Genomic DNA, 20021 nt, shown 5'->3' with positions numbered 1-20021 from the left:
TCATCGGTCGACGGTCACGGAGGTGACCGTCCGGCTGTCGGCGGCGTCGGCGGCGTCGGCCTTGTCGACCCCGTCCCAGACATTGGTGTACCAGGGGCGGTCGGCCGCCCCCTGGGTCGTACGGGACTGCTTCGCCGCGTCCGGGTCGATCATGGTGTAGCCGGTCTCGCCCGGCATCACGTAGTGCAGCCGCTCCCGGATGCGCTGCTCGGCGTACGCGTCGTCCTGCCAGCGCGCCTTGAGGTCGCGCAGCTCCTCGACCCGCTCGCGCGCCTCCTGGCGCTGCCGCTGCATGTCGGCGATCTCGGCGCGCTGGGAGACGTACTGCCTTATGGGGTAGGCGAGCGCCACGATCATCGAGCAGAGGACGAGGGCGAGCAGCGCGGCCCGGCCGGTCAGCCGGGAGCGGCGGACCTGGCGCTTGGCCTGCGAGCGGTAGACCCGGGCGGCCGTCTGCTCACCGAGCACCTTCAGCCGGGTCGCGGTGGAGAAACGGTCCCGGTCCCGGTCCTTCACGGCCATGTCCCGCGTCCCCTTCCGCTGCTGCCTTCTTCCCGCGCACGCGCGTACGTCCCCGCACACGGTACGGGACCGGTACGGGGACGTACGTACGACTGGCTCGGGCCGGGCCCTTAACGGCTCAGCCCTCGCGGTGGCTCAGCCCTTGAAACGCGGGAAGGCGGAGCGGCCGGCGTAGACCGCGGCGTCGTCGAGGATCTCCTCGATGCGCAGCAGCTGGTTGTACTTGGCGACGCGGTCCGAGCGGGCCGGGGCGCCGGTCTTGATCTGCCCGCAGTTCACGGCGACGGCGAGGTCGGCGATGGTGACGTCCTCGGTCTCGCCGGAGCGGTGGGACATCATGCACTTGAAGCCGTTGCGCTGGGCCATCTCGACGGCGTCCAGGGTCTCGGTCAGCGAACCGATCTGGTTGACCTTGACGAGCAGGGCGTTGGCCGAGCCCTCCTCGATGCCGCGGGCGAGGCGCTCGGGGTTGGTGACGAAGAGGTCGTCGCCGACGATCTGGACCTTGTCGCCCAGCTTCTCGGTGATGGTGTTCCAGCCGGCCCAGTCGTCCTCGAACAGCGGGTCCTCGATGGAGACGAGCGGGTACGACGCGACGAGGTCGGCGTAGTACTCCGTCATCTCGGCGGCGGAGCGCTCCTTGCCCTCGAAGGTGTAGACGCCGTCCTTGTAGAACTCGGAGGCGGCGACGTCCAGCGCGAGGGCGATCTGCTCGCCGGGGGTGTAACCGGCCTCCTTGATGGCCTCGAGGATGAGGTCGAGGGCGGCGCGGTTGGACTCCAGGTTCGGGGCGAAGCCGCCCTCGTCGCCGAGGCCGGTGGACAGGCCCTTGGTCTTCAGCACCTTCTTGAGGGTGTGGTAGACCTCGGCCCCCCAGCGCAGGGCCTCGGAGAAGGACTCCGCGCCGATGGGGGCGATCATGAACTCCTGGATGTCCACGTTGGAGTCGGCGTGCGAGCCGCCGTTCAGGATGTTCATCATCGGAACGGGCAGCAGGTGCGCGTTCGGGCCGCCCAGGTAACGGAACAGCGGGAGGTCGCTGGCCTCGGAGGCGGCGTGGGCGACGGCGAGGGAGACGCCGAGGATGGCGTTGGCGCCGAGGGAGCCCTTGTTGTCGGTGGCGTCCAGGTCGAACATCGCCTGGTCGATCAGGCGCTGCTCGGTGGCGTCGTAGCCGACGAGCTCCGGGCCGATCTGCTCGATCACGGCGAGGACGGCCTTCTCAACGCCCTTGCCGAGGTAGCGGTTGGGGTCGCCGTCCCGCAGCTCGATGGCTTCGAAGGCACCGGTGGATGCGCCGGACGGAACGGCGGCACGACCCGTGCTGCCGTCGTCGAGGCCGACCTCGACCTCGACGGTGGGGTTGCCTCGTGAGTCGAGGATTTCCCGGGCTACGACGACGTCGATGGACGGCACGAGCATCTCCTTCATGGGATGTGACGCTGGTTGTGCGGGGCCGCTTGGGCCTTGCGACTAGAGCCTAACCGCCCCCGGGCCGTCGGCAGCCGACCGACCGTCCCGTGGACAGACAGACCGTACCCATTGTTCCCGCCCGGAACAAAGAGGGGGTGAACAAGAGAAGGCGCCGACGGTGCAAAAAAGCCCCGCCCCGGTGCGTACGGGGGAATGCGCACCGGGGCGGGGAGCCCGTGGGGTCGGGGGGACGGCCCTCACGAGGTCTTCACTATGGAGGACACGGATGTGAGTGGGCTGTGGTTCAGCCGGGGAGCGGCCCGATTTCCGGCCCGGCTGAACCTGCCCCGCCTGCCCGGCCGTGGGGGCGGCCGTGGGGTCGGCAGGCGCGTGCGGCCGTCGTGGTCGCGGCGGGTCAGCTCAGGTGGAGCTGCTGGCCCGGGTAGATGAAGTCGGCGTCGTCGATGATGTCCTTGTTCAGCTCGAAGAGTTTCTCCCAGCCACCCTTGACGTTCTTCTTCGCGGCGATGCCGCTGAGGGTGTCCCCCTTGACGACCTTGTACTCGCCGTCGCCCTTCTTGACCTTCTTGCCGGTCGGGGTCTTGACGGTGGCACGCTCGGAGGAGCGGGAGGAGCGGGTGTCCCCGGTGCTCTTCTCGGTGCTCTTCTGGGTGCTCTCCTGCGTGCCCTGCGAGGAGGAGCCGGAGGAGTCGGCGTTGCCGCTGGAGGGGGCGGAGCCGTCGTACGAGGCGCCGGACAGGCCGGTGCCGCAGACCGGCCAGGCACCCTTGCCCTGGCCGGCGAGGACCTTCTCGGCGATCGCGATCTGCTGGGCCTTGCTCGCCTTGTCGGCGGTGGAGGCGTACTGCGTACCGCCGTAGCCGGCCCAGGTGGAGGCGGAGAACTGCAGGCCGCCGTAGTAGCCGTTGCCGGTGTTGATGGACCAGTTGCCGCCGGACTCGCACTGGGCGACGGCGTCCCACTCGGAGGCGGTGGCGGCGGAGGCGCTGCCGGCCGCCATCAGCGGGGCGGCGACGGCGGCGGCGCCGGTGACACCGACGACGGCGATGGCGCGAGCAGACCGCTGCATGGCGGACGGGCGGCGGTGCTTGCCCTTGCTGGAAAACAGCATGGAGAGATCCCCTCACCGACGCCTGCGAGGTGAGCTGTCGGGTTCGGGCCGGTTGAGTTGCCCGGCCGCGCACGCTCGCCTCTCGGCTCACGTCGCGCGGCTTCACCCCCAGCCGGTTCCGGTCGTGCGCCCCCGAAGGGCCGCAACCGCCGGACCCGGCACTTACCTTGGGTCCCCCGCTCCTGCCTACGGCGCTTGACGCGACGACTGTTCCTCACGGCCGATGGCAGGATTCGGCGTGCCGACCGGGAGGGCCCGCTGTGGCGAGCGGTCACGACCGTAAACAGGTGATTGCCCGAATTTCAAAGACGATCAGGGGGTCTGTGATTCATCTCCCACGGAGATCAAAACGGGCATTCAGGGTCGAACCATGACCCGAACTGCCGCTACTTTTTGCCCGTTTCGGCACCGACTTCGAGGGTCTGACCGGGAAGGATGAGGTCCGGGTCGGTTCCGACCGTGCTCTCGTTCTCGGAGTACAGCGTCCGCCACCCGCCGTCCAGGCCGAGCGAGTTCACGATGCCGGTCAGGCTGTCGCCCACACGGACGGTGTAGCCGCCCTCCACCGCCTCGCGCGAGGCGCCGCCGTCCCGCGAGGCGTGCCGGCCGGAGGAGGTGCCGTCGGCGCGCGAGCCGTCGCCCGCCTCCGCGCCGGAGGCGGTGTCCGTGCCGGAGCCCTCGTCGGCGCTGGCGCCGCGATGACGGCCGGTACCGCTGCCGCCGTCGTCGGCGGCCGAAGAACCGTCTCCCTGGCGCGCGGCGTCCGACGTCCCACTGTCGGAGTCCTTGGAGTCGCCGTCGCCGGAGTCGCCTTCGCCGGAACCGGTCGAGTCCGCGGAGTCGGAGTCCTCGGTCGCCTTCGCGGAACCGTCGCGGGCGTCCGCCGACGAGTCCGACGTTGCGCCCGACTTCCCGGACCCGTCGGCGGCGTCGGAGCCGGCGTCGTCGGTCGACCTGGCCGAGTCGGTGGAGCCGGCCGAGTCCGGCGAGGCGGAGGAATCCGGCGAACCGGATGCGCCGGACTCGCTGCCGGAGTTCGACGAGTCGTCCGCGACACCCGTGTCCACATCGGCGGAACCGGCGTCGCCGCCGAGGTTGTGGAGCAGTCCGCAGGTGGCCCAGACGCCGACGCCCTGGTCGGCGAGGATCCTCTCGGCGACGGCTATCTGCTGCGACCGGCTGGCCCGGTCCGCGGTGGTCGCGTAGTCGAGACCGCCGTACTCCTCCCAGTTGGCCTGGGTCAGCTGCAGACCGCCGTAGCGTCCGTTCCCGGTGTCCGCGCTCCAGAAGCCACCGCTCTCGCACTCCGCCACCTGGTCCCAGGTGGTCCCGCTCGCCGCGCTCGCGCCGGTGGCGCCGAGGAGGGGGATGGCGATGGCCGACCCGGTGACTCCCGCCGCGACGAGGAGAGCCGGAGCCTGACGGGGGCGACGGTGACGACCGTTCCCGGAGAGCATGCGGTTGCCTTTCACACGACAGCGGTGGCCTGTGCGACGGGCGTGATGACCCCTTCGCACTGACGTGTGAACGTATCGGCAGTCGATCAGTTGTCACAAGTTAATGCAGCGCAGATCACGTGAAGATCACGGAGTTGAGAGAGCGTCAACTTCTGGCGCGGAATGGGGTAGTGCTACGGCCCGTCGGGGTATCACTACGGGCTGCTCATGGCGTGATCACCGGGCACTCATGGCCGCTTCCGCGGGGTGAATTCCACCGGAAGCGTCCGCAATCCACGCATGATGAGACCTCCTCGCCATCTCAGATCGGCCGAATCCACGGCGAGTCGCAGATCCGGAAGACGGGTCAGGAGCGTCGCCAGCGCGCTCTGGCCCTCGAGCCGGGCGAGCGGTGCGCCGAGGCAGTAGTGGATGCCGTGGCCGTAGCCGAGGTGCTGGTTGTCACGGCGTGAGAGATCCAGGGTGTCGGGGTCGTCGAAGCGGGCCGGGTCACGGTCGGCCGCCGCGAGGACGACGAGCACGGGGTCGCCGGGGGCGATGTCCTGCCCGCCGAGGGTGAGGGGCTCGGTCGCGAAGCGCCAGGTGGCGAGTTCGACGGGGCCGTCGTAGCGCAGGAGTTCCTCGACTCCCGTCTCCAGCAGTCCGGTCTCCCCGGCGGCGAGGGAGGTCTGGAGGCGGGCGCGCTGCCCGGGGTGGGTGAGGAGGGCGTACGTGCCGTTCCCGATGAGGTTGACGGTGGTCTCGAACCCGGCGAACAGCAGGATGAACGCCATCGCCGCCGCCTCGTTCTCGGTGAGGTGCTCCCCGTGGTCGGAGGCGCGGATGAGCGCGGAGATGAGGTCCTCGCCCGGGGCGGGGTGCTCGGTGAGCGCCTCCCGCTTGCGGTGGATGAGTTCGGCGAGGTAGCCGCGCATCTTCTTCACCGACCGCGCGACGCCGCCCCGCGGTCCGCCGCCGTGCCGGATCATCATGCCCGCCCAGTCCCGGAAGTCGTCCTGGTCCTCCCGGGGGACGCCGAGCAGGTCGCAGATGGCGTAGATGGGCAGGGGGAAGGCGAACTCGTGGATGAGGTCGGCCTCCCCCCGGTCCGCGAACCCGTCGATGAGCCGGTCGGTCAGTTCCTGGACGCGGGGGGCGAACGCGGCGACCCGGCGGGGCGTGAACGCCTTCGAGACGAGGCGGCGGAGCCTGGTGTGGTCCGGCGGATCGATGTTCAGCAGATGCGTCATCAACTCCGCCTTGCGCTCGCCGGGGATACCCGTCTTCCCCTTGGCGTGCGCGGGCTCGGCGTGGTGCGCCGGGTTCTTCGACAGACGCGCGTCGGCGAGGGCCTGCTTCGCGTCGCCGTAGCGGGTGACCAGCCAGGCCTCCACCCCACTGGGCAGGCGCGTCCGGTGGACGGGGGCGTGTTCCCGGAGCCAGGCGTACGCCGGGTAGGGGTCGGTGGCGAACTCCCAGGTGAAGAGAGCGGGCGCGCCGGTTTCCGTGGGCATGGCGGAGCTGGATGCGGGCTGGTTGGTCACCCGCCGACGGTATCCGGCCCTGCCATGGCCTCCCGCCCCGTCCCCGGTACTCGCCGGGCTGCGGCTTCACACGGCCGCCGACGGGGACGCGGCCCGGTACCGGGCGGCCGTCGGCGGGCTCGGGGCTCCTGCCGTCGTTCTTCCGCGTGGCGCCGGGTCAGATCAGGTCGGTCTCCTCGTCGGTCTCGGCGTCGGTCCGGTCGGTCCCGCCGCCGTCCGTCCCCTCCTGGGACCTCTCCCCGTCGGTCCTCTCTCCCGCTCCCGCAGGTACGCCCTCCGCGATCCGGATCGCGTCCCGGTACGCGCGGGACGCGGCCCGGAGGGCCGCCTCGGGGTCGATGCCCCGGGACTCGGCGTCGGCGGCGAGGGTGAGGAGTGCGTGGCCGAGGTCGTCACCGGGGGGTATCGGGACGTCGAGGCCGGCGGCGCGGACGCGGGAGGAGAGCTTGGCGGCGAGGGCGAGGCCGGGCTGGCCGAGGGGTACGCCGTCGGTGACCGACTCGCGCCGCTTCTCGACGGCCTTGGTACGCAGCCAGTGCGCCTTGACCTCCTCCGGGGTCGTGGCCGTCGCGTCGCCGAAGACGTGGGGGTGGCGGTGGATGAGCTTGGTGACGATGCCGGCGGCGACGTCGTCGACGGAGAAGGGGACGTCGGGGTCGTCCTCGGCGATGCGGGCGTGGAAGACCACCTGGAGCAGGACGTCGCCCAGTTCCTCGCGGAGTTCGTCGCGGTCGCCCTCCTCGATGGCCTCGACGAGTTCGTACGCTTCCTCGATGCCGTACTTGGCGAGGCCCTGGTGCGTCTGCCGCGAGGACCAGGGGCACTCCGCCCGGATCCGGTCCATGACCTGGACGAGGTCGAGGAGACGGGCGCCGGGGAGGTCGTAGGAGGCGGGGAGCAGCTCCAGGGACGGCATCCGGGCGCGGCCCGAGCCGGCGAGGCGGGCCAGACCGTCGGTGAGGCGGGGTTCGCCCTCGGCGTCGGCCACCACGACCACCGTGCGGCCGCCGGCGCAGTCGTCCACCAGTTCCTCGGCCGTCGGGGCCGTCTCCTCGACCGTGATGCCGGCCTCGCGGAGATAGGGGAGCTGGGGATGCGCCCCGTCCGCGCAGAGAACGCGGTCCGCCCCGTGCAGGGCCTGCCAGGCCGGCCAGGAGAGCAGGCCGGGCGCGACACGGTGGCTGGTGGTGAGCAGGACGACCCGGCCGGGGCCAGGGGTGGAGGCCGTGCTCTCTGAGGCCGCGGCCTCGGGGGCCGTGGTGGCGGAGGTGCCGTCGGGGCGGTGTGCGTTCACCCCACGAACGTAACCCACGTCACGGACGACCCCTGAGTTGTCCACAGGCGGGCACCCGGGGCCCCGGCGGCTCCGCCGCCACGGGCGGAGCAGGCACAGTCACGGCCGGGGCTCACCCCCGCGCGGGCCCCGGCGGTCCTGCCCGGGGCTCACCCCTGCGCCGGCTCCGGCGTCGCCGCCCGGGTGACCTCCTTCAGCCACGGTGTCTTCGCGTCCACCAGGCCGACCCTGCCGGACGACGGGTCGACGCCCCAGCTGCCGTAGCGGGGGTTGAGGTCCACGTCGAGTTCCTTCGACGCCTTGGAGAGGGCCTTCCAGAAGACGGCGCCGCCCTCCGGGGTGTTGAGGTCGGCGCCGAGGGCGGCGGCGAGCTTCTGGACCTCGACATCGCTGCGGAGGCTCTCCTCCAGCTGCTCCGGGGCGACGCTGTAGCGCTGCAGGTAGGCCGTCTCCAGGGCTTCGGCCCCGCCGGCCTGCGCCTCCAGGTCGGCCCGGTACTTCTGGACCTCCTTGCGGGTGACGGTCACCCCGGCGTCCTTCAGAGCCTGGTCGAGGACCTTCTCCAGGACCATGCCGTTCAGGGTGTTGCGGGTGAGGGCGCTGCTCTGGGCGACGGCCTGCTGGTACTGGCTGTCGTCCGTGCTGACGGCGCGCTGGGCGGTGCGCACCGCGTTCACCCGGTTCTCCAGCTGCGCGACCGTGATCCGGTCCTGGCCGACGACGGCCGCCGCGCCGGGATGCGCGTCGCTCCCGCAGGCGGTCAGGAGCGGGGCCGCGGCGGCGATCGCTGCGGAGAGGAGGAGCGCGGAACGACGGCGGCGGTGCAAGTGAGCCTCCCGAGGAGATTGTGCGGCGGTGCACAAGGTCTTGCGGTGATCGATGGTAGGCAGTGGCCCTGCTCTCGGCCAGCCATTCGACCAACGATTCACGCCGACTTCGGGCACCGTCGCTCCGGGAGCCCGCCACCACCGGCCCATCCCGGCCGTCGCGGCGTCAGCCGCGTACCTGCCCGAGCCACTGCAGCGTGCGCCGGACCTCGCCCGCGAGGGGATGGCCGGGGCCGCGCAGCCGTTCCACGTCGAGCAGCAGGCGGCCCAGGGTCTCGTGGGCGGCGCCCCGGTCGCCGAGGGCGAGCAGCAGGTGGCCGATGCGGCGACGCACGTCGAGGGCGAGTTCGGGGTCGCCGCCGACGTACTGGTTCTCGTAGTACGGCAGCAGGGAGCGGTACTCGGCGAGGGCCGCGGCCGGTTCGCCGAGCTGTTCGAGGCACTGGGCGGAGTCGTAGCGCCAGCGCAGCGCCTGGGGGTCGGCCTGGCCCGCCTCGGTGGCCCGCTCGTCGGCGAGGCGGCGCAGCTCCGGCAGGGCGCGGCGGTACTGCCCGTCGTCCATGAGGGTGGCCGCGTACTGCTTGCGCAGGGTGCGGACGACGGGTGAGTGCTCGCCGTGCTGGGCGGCGGCGGCCGGGAGGATCGCGCCGAGGATGTCGACGGCCTGGGTGATGCGGCCCTCGCCGAGCAGCCGCTTGACCTCGTCGACGGCACCCGCCACATCGGGCTTGTCGACGGCGGGCACGGGGTCGGGCACGGCGGACGGCTGCGGCGCGGGAATGCGGGCGCGGTCCGGCCAGGGGGCGTGCGGGCGCAGGAAGGGGCGCGTGGGGTCGAGCGGGGAACCGGTGGGCATTCCGCGCGCGGGGAGCAGGGGGAGGAGCTGTTCGTACGTCTCCTGCGCGGAGGACGGGCGGTGCTGCGGGTCCTTGGAGAGCAGCCGCAGGACGAGGGCCTCCAGCTTCTCGGGGACCTCGGGACGCAGCCGGCGCACGGGGACCGGCGGCTCGTAGAGGTGGCGGTGCAGCACGCCGAGGGCCGTGGTGCCGGTGAAGGGGACGTTCCCGCTGAGCAGTTCGTGGATCAGCACACCGAGGGCGTACAGGTCGGTGTAGGGGCCGACCGCGCCGCCCATGGCCTGTTCGGGGGCCATGTAGGCGGGGCTGCCGATGGGTGAGCCGGTGTGGGTCAGGCGGGTGGTGTCGGTGTCCATGACGGAGGCGACACCGAGGTCGAGCACGGTGACCGTGCCGTCCTGCTTGACCATGACGTTACGCGGCTTGAGGTCGCGGTGGATGATCGGCACCGCGTGCACGGCGGAGAGCACGGCGCACAGCTGCGCGGCGACCGAGACGGCCCACTGCCAGGGGTACGGGTCGTGCTCGGCGAGGTGGTCGGCGAGGTCGGCCCCGTCGACGTACTGCATGACGAGGAACAGCTCCTCGCCCTCGCTGCCCGCGTCGTGCACGGTCACCAGGCCGGGGTGGTCGACCTGGGCCGTGACGCGGCACTCGCGCACGAAGCGGCGGCGCAGCTCGTCGGCCTCCTGGCCCGCGACCTTGTCCGGGCGCAGCAGCTTCACCGCCACGCGCCGGTCGAGGCGCTGGTCGTAGGCCGTCCACACCTGGCCCATGCCGCCCTGGCCGATGAGCGTGGACAGTTCGTAGCGGCCGGTGATCAGGCGTCCGGTGCCCTTGCCCTGGGTCACCGGTCTCCTTCGTGATTGCGGAGATAGTCACTGAGCTCGTCCAGCTCGGCGCGCACCTGGTCGATGCGGGCGGGCCCGGGGCGCTGCGGCTCCGGCGCGGGCTGCGGCTGCGGCTGGTGCTGGGGCTGCGGCTGGTGCTGGACGGGCGGCTGCGGGACCGGCGGCGCGGGGGTGTAGGGCTGGGGGACCTGGACGGGCGGGTAGCTGTACCCGCTCTGACCGGTGTTGTAGCCGGTCTGCTGGGAGTACCCGGTGGTCTGGGCGTACGGCGACGGGTGGCCCGCCCGGGCCCGGCTGAAGTGGCGTATGTCCGCGTAGAGGTAGTACGCGACGATGGCCACGAGTCCGCCGAGGAGGAGTCCCATGCCGACGTCGCCGCGCCAGGTGGTGAACTCCTCCTCGCCCGGGTCGGTGCCGATGATGTACAGCGTCACGACGATGTGGACGAGCGACAGGGCGAACAGCCACCAGTCGCGGGGCCTGCGGGTCACCGAGGCGAGCCGCACCAGGCAGGCCCAGGCCAGCAGGCCACAGCTCATGACCGCGACCACCACGAAGATCACACGGAGTGCGACCTGGCCCCCCTGGTCGGGGCCGGGGGGCGGTGTCGGCGCATAGCCGTGGCCTTGCATGGCTGCTCCTGAGGGCCTGGTGAGAGTGAACGCGCAGTGTCGTCCCGAGGGTATCGGTCGACCATGACATGAGGTCCAGGGATGTGGACAACCGTTGTAGTACCGCAGTGCTGGTCACGCCGCCGCGGGCGGAGCGGTTCCGTCCGGTAGGTGTGTTCGTGGCGGGAGTTGGCCGGACCGGGGCGGGCGCGCGGCGGTCCGCGGGTCCGCCGCGCGGGGTTCAGTCGGGGGCGACGGTGCCGTCCGTCAGTCCGTCGTACATGCCCCGCACCAGGCGTTCGCCCAGGCGGCCGGCCTGGCGCAGGGCGTCCTCGAAGGCGGCCAGGGCACGGAAGCGTTCGCCGTAGCGGCGCTGCTGGTCCAGGGGCAGCCGGGGCAGTTGGAGACGGCGTACGTCGAGGCGGGTCGCGGTGGAGGCGTAGCTGCTGGCCTGGCGGCTGTTGGCGGTGCCGCGCAGGAATCCGGCGACGAACCACGCGTCCAGCGCGGCCCGGTCGGGGCGCAGCAGGGTGAGGTTGCGGCCGAGGGCGGCGCCCGCGGTCTCCTCGTCGATCACCCGCGCGACCCCGCCGCCACCGAGGACGGGGACGACGATGTCGCCGGGCTCCACGAGCACGGGGTCCTCGCCCGTCCCGGGCAGGGTTCCGGAGGGTGCCGTGCCGGCCAGGACGTCGTGGTCGGTGAGCACGCGCGCGTGGGGGCCGGTTCCGCCCGTGCGGAGCACCAGGGCTCCGCCGCGCGCGAGTTCGCCGACCGTGGTGAGCGGCCAGCGCGCGGGCCCGGCCTCCCCGGCGAGCGCGGGCGTGAGGTCGGCGGTCAGGCGGAGCGTCTCGCCGAGGCGGTCGCGTACGGCGGTCAGCTGCTCGGCGCCGCCGCCCGCGGCCGGGGGCGGCAGATGCCGGGCGGGGGCCAGGTCCACGTCGTCGTCGAGGAGTTCGATGACCGGCAGCGAACGGCTGAGCCCCGGCTGTTCGGCCACCTCGCCGGCCCGGTCGAAGGTCCGCCAGGCATCGAGCACGGCGGTACGGACCGCTGCCCAGTCGGAGCCGCTGCGCCCCTCGTGGACGAGCCGCCCGGTGTCGACGAGCAGCAACTCGGGCGGCACGACGGCCCTGCGGGGCCTGCGCAGCACCCACAGGTGCAGCGGGATGTTGTACGGGGGTGCCGCGCCGACCGGCAGGGCGATCACGGCCCGCAGCGCCCCCCGGCGCAGCAGGTCGGCGCGGATACGGCGCCCCGAGCGGCGGCTCGCGACGGCGGGCGGCATCAGCAGCACGGCGGTGCCGCCGTCCTCCAGGCGGGCCAGCGCGTGCTGCACCCAGGCGAGTTCGGATTCCGTACGGGCCGGGAAGCCGTACTCCCAGCGGGGGTCGTAGGCCAGTTCGTCATGGCCCCAGTTGCGCTCGTTGAACGGCGGGTGGCACAGCACGGCCTCGGCCCTGAGGTGTTCGTAGGCGTCCGCGCGGAGGCTGTCCCCCGGGGCGGTGCGGACGGTGCCGCCGGTGCGCAGGGCGAGGCGCAGCGCGGTGAGGGCGGCCAGTTCGCGGGAGCTGTCCTGGCCGTACAGCTCCTGGCCGGGGCGGGCGGCGACGGCGTGCAGGAGCGCGCCGGTGCCGCAGGCGGGGTCGAGCACCGAGCGGGCGGGCCCGGCGAGTTCGGCCATCAGCTCGGCGAGGTCGGCCGGAGTGAGCGTGTACTGCCGCGGGTTGGCCTCGAGGTGCCGGGCGAGCAGGAACTCGAAGGTCTGGCGTGCCCCCAGGTCGGCCGCGAGTTCGGTGGCGCCGCGCAGCAGCGGGATCGAGGGCAGCAGCCCGGCGGACGTCGGCCGGGGTACGGCGGACTCGCGCGGCGCGCCGAAGCGCGGGGCGAGGACCTGCCACAACGCCTCGGGCAGGTTGCGGGCCAGCTGCCCGTCGTCGGGGCAGGCGCTCGACTCCAGCCAGGCCAGGGGCCGGTCGTGGAGGTGGAGCAGCGCGCAGCCCACGTGCACCAGGGCGGTGACGGGGCCGTCCGGATGCCCGGCGACCTGCTGCCAGACACGCTCCTTCAGGGGCACCTCGGCGAGCTTGCCCTGGTGGCGCAGCCACTCCTCGACCTCGCCGAGCGCGAAGGCCGGACTGGTCTCGGTCCCGCCGACCGGTTTGGGGAAGTCGGCATGCCGTCGGCGCCAGTTGCTGACGGCGGCACGACCCACGCCGGCGAGCCGCGCGATCTCCGCGGCGGTGACCTCTGTTCCGTTCCCCTGCACGCGCCCGGCTCCCCTCGTACCTGGTGGTGTGATGTCGAGCATACCGACGGGCGCAAGATCTAACCCTTCACATCGTGAATGAACTCAATCCCGTGAACCGTGTTGACTCGGTTCACAGGCTCTGCTCTGATTGACCCATCGAACGACGGACTACCCCCACCGGGTGGTCACACGTCGGCCGTGCTGTCACACCCGGGGGAAGGCCGCGGCGCCCAGCGCCACACCACCGCTCGTCCCACGGACCTCACACCGATTTCCCAGGGGGGAACTCCCATGCGTCGCACCGCACTCGCCGCTCTCTGCATCGCCGCCGCGGCCACCTTCTCGCTCACCGGCTGCCTGCCCGGCGAGGACAAGGCGGACGGCCCGTTCGCCGGACTGACCGGCGGCGAGATCGCCGACAAGGCCGTGAAGGCCACCTCGGGCGCCGAATCGCTCCGCATGAAGGGCGAGATCGAGGACGAGTCCGCCGGCGGCACGGTCCAGATGGACATGGCGATGAACAAGAAGGGCGACTGCGCCGGCACCATGAGCATGGGCGGCGAGGGCCAGGCCGAGCTGATCAAGGTCGGCGACACCCTCTACATGAAGTACGACGAGGCCTTCCTGCGCGCCCAGTCGAAGGACTCCTCCAAGGAGGAGGCCGACATGGTCGTCGACATGCTCGCCGGCAAGTGGACCAAGACGTCCGCGGCGGGCGAGGACTCCAAGGACATGGCGAACTTCTGCGACCTCGACACCGTCCTCGCGGACTTCGAGGACGTCGACTCCAACGCCACGCGCGGCAAGACCGCCGAGGTCGACGGCACCCCCGCGATCGTCCTGAACGAGAAGGACGGCAAGGACAGCTACACCCTGTACGTCGCCACCAAGGGCGAGCCGTACCTCCTGCGGGTCGTCAGCAAGTCCGCGAAGGAGCCCGGCGACCTGGTCTTCACCGACTTCGACAAGCCGGTTCCGGCCAAGGCCCCCAAGGGCAAGGTCATCGACATGGACAAGGACTTCGGCTGATCCGCCGCGCCGCGCGGCGGCACCGCGAAGGCCTCAGCCCGCGTGGAAGCGGGCCGGGGCCTTCGTCGGGTTGCCGCCGGTGGGCAGCTTCTGCTGAGGACAGGTGCCCAGGACACGCTTCATGGCGGCCTGTTCGGCCGAGGTGACCCAGAGGCCGTACTTCGTCTTCACGGCGACCTGGGCGGCCACATAGGTGCAGCGGTACGCCTTGTTGGGCGGGAGCCAGGTGGCCGTGTCACCGTCGCCCTTGGCCCGGTTGGTGCCCGAGTCGACCGCGAGCAGGTTGAGCGGGTCGTTGGCCAGGGCTATGCGCTTGCTGTCGTCCCACTGCTGGGCGCCCTTCTGCCAGGCGTCGGAGAGCGCCACCACGTGGTCCACGTCGACCTTGCTGCGGCCCCGCACGTACGGCACGTCCTTCCCGGTGTACGGGTCCGGGTCGAGCACCCCGGACGCCACCGTGCAGTCCCCGTCGCGGAACTTCACGTCGTCCAGGTCGCGTTGGAGTATGTCGTCGCGGGTGTCGCAGCTGTTGGAGTCCGTGTCGGCCCAGGCACTGCCGAACTCGTCGCGGTCGTACTTGTTCTTCGGCGCCCGTCCCTTGACGGTCAGCGCCTCCGCGGCGGCGTACGCGGCGCCCCCGGCGGGGTTCTCCTGCGGTCCGGCCGAACCGCCCGTGCTGTCCAGTTCGCAGCCGGTCGCGGCGGCCAGCACCAGAGCGACGACGGCGACCCCACCCCTCAGACGTACCACGCGACACCCCTTCCCTCTGTTCGTTGCCCTTCGGCGGTCCCGCTCGGGGTTCCCCGTCCCGCCTGCTCGACACCGTAGCGGCCGCCGGACGCACGAGTGGTGGGTGCCCTGGCGGCACCCACCACCTCACCGGGCCCCTACGACCCGAGGATCGAAGCCAGGAACTCCCCGGTCCACCCCAGCAGATCCCGGCCGAGCAGCGGCTTACCGCCCACCTTCGCCGTCTTCGGGCGGGGCACCAGCACCTGGTGGGCGGCCGGCTTGATGACCGTGCCCGGGTACAGGCGCTTCAGGCGCAGCTCCTGCGACTCGCGCAACTCCACGGGCGCGAAGCGGATGTTGGCGCCCTGGAGGACGATCTCACCGACACCGCAGGCCCGGGCGAGCATGCGCAGACCGGCGACGAGCAGCAGGTTCTCCACCGGCTCGGGCAACTTGCCGTAGCGGTCGACGAGTTCCTCGCGCACCGCGGCGATGTCGGCCTCGGTGTTGACGGAGGCGATCGCCCGGTACGCCTGCAGCCGCAGCCGCTCGCCCGGCGCGTAGTCGTGCGGGACGTGCGCGTCGACCGGCAGCTCGATCTTCACCTCCAGCGGCGGCTCCTCCTCGATCCCGCCGCTCTCCAGCTGGCGCCGGTAGTCCGCGACGGCCTCGCCGACCATCCGCACGTACAGGTCGAAGCCGACACCCGCGATGTGGCCGGACTGTTCGCCGCCCAGCAGGTTGCCCGCGCCCCGGATCTCCAGGTCCTTCATCGCCACGTACATGCCCGCGCCCATCTCCGTGTGCTGGGCGATGGTCGCGAGGCGCTCGTGCGCGGTCTCCGTCAGCGGCTTCTCGGGCGGGTACAGGAAGTACGCGTACCCGCGCTCCCGGCCCCGGCCCACCCGGCCGCGGAGCTGGTGCAACTGCGACAGGCCGAAGGTGTCACCCCGCTCCACGATCAGCGTGTTCGCGTTGGAGATGTCGATGCCCGACTCCACGATCGTCGTCGAGACCAGGACGTCGAACTTCTTCTCCCAGAAGTCGACGACGACCTGCTCCAGCGCCTGCTCCGACATCTGCCCGTGGGCCGTCGCGATCCGCGCCTCGGGGACGATCTCCCGCAGCCGGGAGGCCGCGCGGTCGATGGACTCCACCCGGTTGTGGATGTAGAAGACCTGGCCCTCGCGCAGGAGTTCACGGCGGATCGCCGCGCCGATCTGCTTCTCCTCGTACGGGCCGACGAAGGTCAGGACCGGGTGGCGCTCCTCCGGGGGCGTCGTGATCGTGGACATCTCGCGGATGCCGGTGACCGCCATCTCCAGGGTGCGCGGGATCGGGGTCGCGGACATCGTCAGCACGTCCACGTTGGCGCGCAGCTTCTTCAGCTGCTCCTTGTGCTCGACGCCGAACCGCTGCTCCTCGTCGACGATGACCAGACCGAGGTCCTTGAACTTCGTCTCGGAGGAGAACAGGCGGTGAGTGCCGATGACGATGTCGACCGCGCCCTCGCGCAGCCCCTCCAGGGTGCCCTTGGCCTCGGTGTCCGTCTGGAAGCGGGACAGCGCCCGGACGTTCACCGGGAACTGCGAGTACCGCTCGCTGAAGGTGCCGAAGTGCTGCTGCACCAGCAGGGTCGTCGGCACGAGCACGGCGACCTGCTTGCCGTCCTGGACGGCCTTGAAGGCGGCCCGCACCGCGATCTCCGTCTTGCCGTAGCCGACGTCGCCGCAGATCAGGCGGTCCATGGGGACCGTCTTCTCCATGTCCTCCTTGACCTCGGCGATCGTCGTCAGCTGGTCGGGCGTCTCCGCGTACGGGAAGGCGTCCTCCAGCTCGCGCTGCCACGGGGTGTCCGCCCCGAACGCGTGGCCGGGCGCCGCCATCCGGGCGGAGTACAGCTTGATGAGGTCGGCGGCGATCTCCTTGACCGCCTTCTTCGCGCGCGCCTTGGTCTTCGTCCAGTCGGCGCCGCCGAGGCGGTGCAGGGTCGGGGCCTCGCCACCGACGTACTTGGTGATCTGCTCCAGCTGGTCGGTGGGGATGTAGAGGCGGTCGCCGGGCTGGCCGCGCTTGGCGGGCGCGTACTCGACGACCAGGTACTCGCGGGTCGCGCCCTGCACGGTCCGCTGGACCATCTCGATGTAGCGGCCGACACCGTGCTGCTCGTGCACGATGTAGTCGCCCGCCTCCAGGGTGAGCGGATCGATGGTCTTGCGGCGGCGGGCGGGCATCCGGGCGCCGTCCTTGCCGGCCGCCTTCTGGCCGGACAGGTCGGTCTCGGTGAGGACCGCGAGCTTCAGGGCGGGGTCGATGAAGCCGTAGTCGATCGAGCCGCACGCCACGTGCACGACCGAGGGGGCGATCTCCCCCAGCTCGGCCTCCAGCCGGGCCGGGACACCTTCGCCGCCGAGCACCTCGACCGTGCGGGCGGCCGGGCCGTGGGCCTCGGTCACGAAGACCGTGCGCCAGCCGTCGGCGAGCCAGCCCTTGGTGTCGGCGAGGGCCTTGGCCGTGTCCCCCCGGTAGGTCTCGGGGGCGTGCATACCGAGCTTGAGGGTGTCGGAGTCCAGCTCCTCGTCGGCCGCGAACGGCGACACCGACCACCACATCATGTCCAGCTCACGGGCCCGGTCGCGGACGTCCGCGAGGGACCGCAGGGAGGCCGCGCCGACGTCGATCGGCGCCTCGCCGCCCCCGGCGGTCGCCGCCCAGGACGCCTGCAGGAACTCCTGGGAGGTGGCCACCAGGTCAGCCGCCCGCGTCCGCACCCGCTCCGGGTCGCACACGATCGTCATGGCGCCCTTCGGCAGGACGTCGATCAGCAGTTCCATGTCGTCGACGAGGACCGGGGCGAGGGATTCCATGCCCTCGACGGCGATCCCCTCGGCGATCTTGTCGAGGAGTTCGCCCAGCTCGGGGTGGCGTTCGGCGAGGGCGCGGGCGCGGGCGCGCACGTCGTCCGTGAGGAGGAGCTCACGGCAGGGCGGCGCCCACAGGCCGTGCTCGGCGACCTCCAGCGACCTCTGGTCGGCGACCTTGAAGTACCGGATCTCCTCGACGTCGTCGCCCCAGAACTCCACCCGCAGGGGGTGCTCCTCGGTCGGCGGGAAGACGTCCAGGATGCCGCCGCGCACGGCGAACTCGCCGCGCTTCTCGACCAGCTCGACACGCGCGTACGCGGCTGCCGCCAGGGCCTCGACCGTACGGTTCAGGTCGGCCGTCCCGCCCGTGCGCAGGGCGACCGGCTCCAGGTCGCCGAGGCCCTTGACCTGCGGCTGGAGCACCGAGCGGACGGGGGCGACCACCACGGACACCGGGCCGGTCTCCGGGTCGTCCGGGCGTGGATGGGTCAGCCGGCGCAGCACGGCGAGGCGGCGGCCGACGGTGTCGCTGCGCGGGCTGAGGCGCTCGTGCGGGAGCGTCTCCCAGGCCGGGTACTCCACGACGCCGTCCCGGGGGAGCAGCGAGCGCAGGGCCGCCGCAAGGTCCTCGGCCTCGCGGCCCGTCGCCGTCACGGCGAGGACGGGGCGGCCGGCGTCCCGGGCGAGGGCGGCCACGGCGAAGGGGCGGGCCGCCGGGGGGCCCACCAGGTCGATGTGGGAGCGGTGGCCGTCGGCTGCCGCCCTGATCGCTTCCGCGAGGGGGGCGTCCTGGACTACGGCGTCTAGCAGGCCGTGGAGGCTCATTCGGGGCGTTTCCCGTCCGGGTGGGCAAGGGGTGGGGTCTGGTGTGGGGCAACACGAACGCCCGGACTCGTGTGACGGGCCGGGGGTGTCCAGGGTACGACGGGTGTGGCGGGGGCCGCGGACGACTTTTGTCGCCCCCACCGCCCCTGCCCGTCTGGAAAGCAGGGGCTGCGCCCACTGCTTTCCAGGGGCGCCTAATCTCTATGGGCGCCCCTGTCCCCTGTCGAACGTGAGCCCCCATGGCATCGAGCGCCCCGTCCACGGAGTCGTCGGGTCCCTCGCTCATACCGGGGCCGGTCGCGGTGGCCGCCCCGGCCCGTGACCGGCGTTTCCCGCTCGTGGGCCGGGAGCCTCACGTGCTCGCGGTCCTGTTGTTCGTGGCGTACGCGGTCGTGTCGGTCGGGCGGTACCTGCGCCTGGGGACCCGCTCGTACGACCTGGGCATCTACGAACAGACCGTGCGGGCGTACGCGCACTTCCAGGCGCCGATCGTCGAGCTGAAGGGGCCGGGGTACAACGTGCTCGGGGATCACTTCAGCCCCGTCACCATGCTGCTCGCGCCCTTCTACCGGGCCTTCCCCTCGCCCGTGACGCTGCTGGTCGCGCAGGCGGCGCTGTTCGCGCTGTCGGCGGTGCCGGTGACGCGTGCGGCCACGCGGGCACTGGGGCGGACGCGAGGGCTCGCCCTCGGGGTGGCGTACGGGCTGTCGTGGGGGCTGCAGAACGCCGTGGACTTCGACTTCCACGAGATCTGTTTCGCGGTTCCGCTGATCGCGTTCTCCCTGGAGGCGCTGCTCGCCCGGCGGTGGCGCGCCGCGCTGCTCTGGGGGCTACCGCTGGTCCTGGTCAAGGAGGACCAGGGGCTGACGCTGGCGGTCGTCGCGGCCGTCGTCGCGCTCCGGGCCCGGCGGCACGGCGCGACCCGGGTGGTGCCGTACGCCCTCGCGGTCTCGGCGTTCGGCGCGCTCGCCACCCTGCTCGCGTTCACCGTGCTCATCCCGGCCTTCAACACCGCCGGAGCCTCCGACTACCTGGCGAAGGTCGGCGGCGGGGGCCCGCTCGACGGTCTGGACGTCAAGATCCGTACCGTCCTGTGGCTGCTGATCCCGACCAGCGGGCTGCTCGCCCTGCGCTCCCCGCTCGTCCTCGCCGCCCTCCCCACCCTGGGCTGGCGGTTCGTCGCCTCCGACCACAACTACTGGGGCACGGCCTGGCACTACAGCGCCGTCCTGATGCCGATGGTCCTCCTCGCGCTCGTCGACGCCCTGCCCGGCGCCCGCCGGAGCCCCCGTCCGTGGCTGCGGTCGTACGCGCTGCATCTGCCCGCCGCCGTCCTCGCGGCCTCCGTCGCGCTGACGCCCTCGCTGCCCCTGGGCACCCTCACCGAGGGGTCGGCCTACCGCGTCCCGGCCGAGGTCGGGGCGGTGGAGAAGCTGCTGGGCACCATCCCGGACGGGTCCACCGTCGAGGTCAACATCGGTCCCATCAGTCGGCTGACGTCCCGCTGCCGCGTCTTCTGGATCGGCAGGACCGGGGGCCTCGCGCCCGACTACATCGCCTTCAACAACCGCACGGGCTGGGTGAAGGACGTCCCCGCGTACGCCCGTCAGCTCCATCCCCGCGACACGTACGTGCTGCGGGGCGTCATCCAGGGGTTCGTGCTGCTGAAGCGCACGTCCCCCGAGCGGGGGGCCTCCTAGGACGGATGGAGCCCGGCGCCCCGAAGCCGCCCCGTCCCGGGGCCCGGGCCGCCCCCCCGGTGCCCCCGGTGCCCCTTCCCCCCGGTCCCCCCGACCCCGGGGCGACGCGGGGGGGGTAGCGGGGAGGGCGGTC

General features: G+C 72.2%; 14 protein-coding genes and 1 riboswitch. Of the genes, 2 read left to right on the top strand and 12 right to left on the bottom strand.

What is annotated here, in order from left to right:
• The 10 genes from ACFU5F_RS14625 to ACFU5F_RS14580 form a co-directional block, all read right to left on the bottom strand.
• Nucleotides 1–522 (bottom strand): septum formation initiator family protein, encoded by a 522-nt coding sequence (locus tag ACFU5F_RS14625; RefSeq protein ID WP_383886782.1) that lies wholly within the window; start codon nucleotides 520–522, stop codon nucleotides 1–3.
• A gap of 135 nt (nucleotides 523–657) precedes the next feature.
• A complete protein-coding gene (eno, locus tag ACFU5F_RS14620) occupies nucleotides 658–1938 on the bottom strand; it encodes a phosphopyruvate hydratase (RefSeq protein ID WP_013003053.1) in 1281 nt (426 codons plus the stop codon).
• Nucleotides 1939–2350: 412 nt separating this feature from the next.
• On the bottom strand, nucleotides 2351–3067 hold the full coding sequence (locus ACFU5F_RS14615) for a transglycosylase family protein (protein ID WP_383886780.1): 717 nt from the start codon (nucleotides 3065–3067) through the stop codon (nucleotides 2351–2353).
• A 4-nt stretch (nucleotides 3068–3071) separates the two neighbouring features.
• Nucleotides 3072–3271: riboswitch (cyclic di-AMP (ydaO/yuaA leader) on the bottom strand.
• Nucleotides 3272–3453: 182 nt separating this feature from the next.
• Complete coding sequence (locus ACFU5F_RS14610) at nucleotides 3454–4524, bottom strand: transglycosylase family protein (RefSeq protein ID WP_383886901.1); 1071 nt, start codon at nucleotides 4522–4524, stop codon at nucleotides 3454–3456.
• 227 nt (nucleotides 4525–4751) lie between these two features.
• Nucleotides 4752–6017, bottom strand: coding sequence for a cytochrome P450 (locus ACFU5F_RS14605; protein ID WP_383886899.1), 1266 nt, complete (start codon nucleotides 6015–6017; stop codon nucleotides 4752–4754).
• A gap of 187 nt (nucleotides 6018–6204) precedes the next feature.
• Nucleotides 6205–7341, bottom strand: a complete 1137-nt coding sequence (locus tag ACFU5F_RS14600; RefSeq protein WP_383886778.1) for a nucleoside triphosphate pyrophosphohydrolase — start codon at nucleotides 7339–7341, stop codon at nucleotides 6205–6207.
• A gap of 149 nt (nucleotides 7342–7490) precedes the next feature.
• Complete coding sequence (locus ACFU5F_RS14595; RefSeq protein WP_383886776.1) at nucleotides 7491–8168, bottom strand: SurA N-terminal domain-containing protein; 678 nt, start codon at nucleotides 8166–8168, stop codon at nucleotides 7491–7493.
• A gap of 166 nt (nucleotides 8169–8334) precedes the next feature.
• Nucleotides 8335–9828 carry a protein kinase gene (locus ACFU5F_RS14590; protein ID WP_383886898.1) on the bottom strand — a complete coding sequence of 498 codons (1494 nt, stop codon included), beginning with the start codon at nucleotides 9826–9828 and terminating at the stop codon, nucleotides 8335–8337.
• A gap of 44 nt (nucleotides 9829–9872) precedes the next feature.
• Nucleotides 9873–10508 carry a hypothetical protein gene (locus ACFU5F_RS14585; RefSeq protein ID WP_383886774.1) on the bottom strand — a complete coding sequence of 212 codons (636 nt, stop codon included), beginning with the start codon at nucleotides 10506–10508 and terminating at the stop codon, nucleotides 9873–9875.
• 220 nt (nucleotides 10509–10728) lie between these two features.
• Nucleotides 10729–12756, bottom strand: a complete 2028-nt coding sequence (locus ACFU5F_RS14580) for an N-6 DNA methylase (protein WP_383886772.1) — start codon at nucleotides 12754–12756, stop codon at nucleotides 10729–10731.
• Nucleotides 12757–13029: 273 nt separating this feature from the next.
• Here ACFU5F_RS14580 and ACFU5F_RS14575 point away from each other — a divergent pair, with 273 nt between their 5' ends.
• On the top strand, nucleotides 13030–13767 hold the full coding sequence (locus tag ACFU5F_RS14575; protein WP_383886770.1) for a hypothetical protein: 738 nt from the start codon (nucleotides 13030–13032) through the stop codon (nucleotides 13765–13767).
• Between the two features lie 33 nt (nucleotides 13768–13800).
• Here ACFU5F_RS14575 and ACFU5F_RS14570 read toward each other — a convergent pair whose 3' ends face one another.
• Nucleotides 13801–14517: an HNH endonuclease family protein gene (locus ACFU5F_RS14570; RefSeq protein ID WP_383886768.1), complete on the bottom strand. Its 717-nt coding sequence runs from the start codon at nucleotides 14515–14517 to the stop codon at nucleotides 13801–13803.
• 137 nt (nucleotides 14518–14654) lie between these two features.
• Nucleotides 14655–18188 carry a transcription-repair coupling factor gene (gene mfd / locus ACFU5F_RS14565; RefSeq protein ID WP_383886766.1) on the bottom strand — a complete coding sequence of 1178 codons (3534 nt, stop codon included), beginning with the start codon at nucleotides 18186–18188 and terminating at the stop codon, nucleotides 14655–14657.
• A 239-nt stretch (nucleotides 18189–18427) separates the two neighbouring features.
• Here mfd and ACFU5F_RS14560 point away from each other — a divergent pair, with 239 nt between their 5' ends.
• Entirely contained in the window at nucleotides 18428–19888 is a 1461-nt protein-coding gene (locus ACFU5F_RS14560; RefSeq protein WP_383886764.1) for a DUF2079 domain-containing protein, read from the top strand.
• Nucleotides 19889–20021: the final 133 nt, after the last annotated feature.

Origin of the sequence: Streptomyces sp. NPDC057438, assembly GCF_042802995.1 — a bacterium.
Lineage (GTDB): Bacteria > Actinomycetota > Actinomycetes > Streptomycetales > Streptomycetaceae > Streptomyces.
This window is presented reverse-complemented; position numbering and strand designations above follow the sequence as displayed.

Excerpts from the sequence above, each read along its gene's own strand:
- ACFU5F_RS14625 (WP_383886782.1), bottom strand. The coding sequence starts at position 522 with ATGGCCGTGAAGGACCGGGACCGGGACCGTTTCTCCACCGCGACCCGG.
- ACFU5F_RS14615 (WP_383886780.1), bottom strand. The coding sequence starts at position 3,067 with ATGCTGTTTTCCAGCAAGGGCAAGCACCGCCGCCCGTCCGCCATGCAG.
- ACFU5F_RS14610 (WP_383886901.1), bottom strand. The coding sequence starts at position 4,524 with ATGCTCTCCGGGAACGGTCGTCACCGTCGCCCCCGTCAGGCTCCGGCT.
- ACFU5F_RS14605 (WP_383886899.1), bottom strand. The coding sequence starts at position 6,017 with ATGCCCACGGAAACCGGCGCGCCCGCTCTCTTCACCTGGGAGTTCGCC.
- ACFU5F_RS14585 (WP_383886774.1), bottom strand. The coding sequence starts at position 10,508 with ATGCAAGGCCACGGCTATGCGCCGACACCGCCCCCCGGCCCCGACCAG.
- ACFU5F_RS14575 (WP_383886770.1), top strand. The coding sequence starts at position 13,030 with ATGCGTCGCACCGCACTCGCCGCTCTCTGCATCGCCGCCGCGGCCACC.
- mfd (WP_383886766.1), bottom strand. The coding sequence starts at position 18,188 with ATGAGCCTCCACGGCCTGCTAGACGCCGTAGTCCAGGACGCCCCCCTC.
- ACFU5F_RS14560 (WP_383886764.1), top strand. The coding sequence starts at position 18,428 with ATGGCATCGAGCGCCCCGTCCACGGAGTCGTCGGGTCCCTCGCTCATA.